Origin of the sequence: Synechococcus sp. H70.1 (genome assembly GCF_047502705.1) — a bacterium.
Classification (GTDB): domain Bacteria; phylum Cyanobacteriota; class Cyanobacteriia; order Thermostichales; family Thermostichaceae; genus Thermostichus.
On the sequence record NZ_JANSIV010000157.1, the window covers coordinates 17,714 to 19,125 of the forward strand.

Here is a 1,412-nt window from a genome sequence, read left to right on the forward strand (position 1 = left end):
GCAAGTAGCCGCCGATCTTGCCCAAGAGGGCAGGGCTGCGCCGGAAGAAGCTGCAGCAGCGCTTGGGGGGTCGCAGGAGGGGCTGGGCTTGAGCCCCGGCGACTTCGACGCTCCTCCTTTGGGCCTGGAAGCAGAAGCCTCCTCAGCCTTTGAGGAGCTGTTTGCCAACGCAGAGCAGCTATCGAGTATTGAAGAGCCACCGCCGGAGCTGATCCCTCCTTCCCCTGAGCTCTCCTCGGCAGTGTTCGAGGAGCTGAGCCTAGAAGAGGGGGGAGGGGAAGCAGATCTAGCAGCGCTATTTGCGGAAGTAGTAGGTGAAGCGGCAGCGGAGACGGGCTCTGCTGCCATCCCCGACCTTGCGGCTACAGGTGGCGGCGTAGAGACCCCGTTTGAGCTGGAGGAGCTGGCCGTCGAGAGTTTTCCCCGGCAAGACCTGTCTCCCTTGCCTAACTTTGAGGTGACTCCCGAGGTAGAGCTTGGGACGGAGGAGGAGGGATCCCCTGCTGAGGAGAGTCTGGAGCCAAATCTGGCCTGGTCGGAAGCTTTTGAAGCGGCAGCTGAGCAGTCTGAAAGCCGCGATGAGCCAGAGGTTGCAGCAACCCCGGACTTCACCGCTGAGCTAAGCCTGGCCGAGCTCTTTGCCAGCGAGACAGGGGAGACTGCAGAAGACCAGCTGCTGCTGGAGCAGATGTTCCCAGCCCCCGAAGAAGAGCCCTCTGCAGAAGCCACGGCCTCCCTCCCTGAGGATGCTTTCAGCCGCCTCGAGGCTTTATTTGCCTCGGAGACCGAGGCCGAAGAGCTGGGCAGGGTGGGAAGTGAACCTGCATCAGCCATGGATACCGATGGCGATGGCCAGGTCGACCTAGAGGAGCTGAGCCATTTCTTTGCTGAAGCAGCAGACACCCAGGAAGGCCTTCCCCCTGAACTGCCTGACTTAGAGTCCCCACCAGCACTAGCTGCAGAGGTTCTGCCAGAGGTAGCAGACCAGGCAAGCGCCCTGCAACCACTAGAGGAGGGGCTTGCCAGGCAACTGGAAAGCCTATTTGCCGAAGATGAGCCCTCAGCTGCCCCGAGCGCAACTGTTGCTGAAGGAGAGATCCAGCCTTTGGCAGAAGAAGATTCAGAAGTCTCTTCTGCCCCCAGCTTAGACGATCTGGCCGCCCTCTTTGATGTTGCCGAGCCAGCAGTGACCCCTGAGCTGGAAGAGGCCATTGCTCCCCTCGTGGGATCCCCTGCAGCCGCAAGTGGCGAGGTCGCCGACGATTTCGCAGCCCAACTGGAATCCCTCCTGGGCGATCTCGAGGTTGCCCCCCCCCCCCCCGCCGCGCCCCCCGCCCCCGCCCCCCCCGCCCCCCCCCCCGCCCGCCCCCCCCCCCCCCCCCCCCCCCCCCCGCCCCCCCCGCCCCCCCCCC

Annotated in this window: 1 pseudogene; it reads left to right on the top strand. The window is 64.2% G+C overall.

Features of this window, described 5'->3' with window-relative positions:
* Nucleotides 1–1,412 (top strand): annotated as a pseudogene (locus NW827_RS10495) (hybrid sensor histidine kinase/response regulator); the annotation flags it as partial.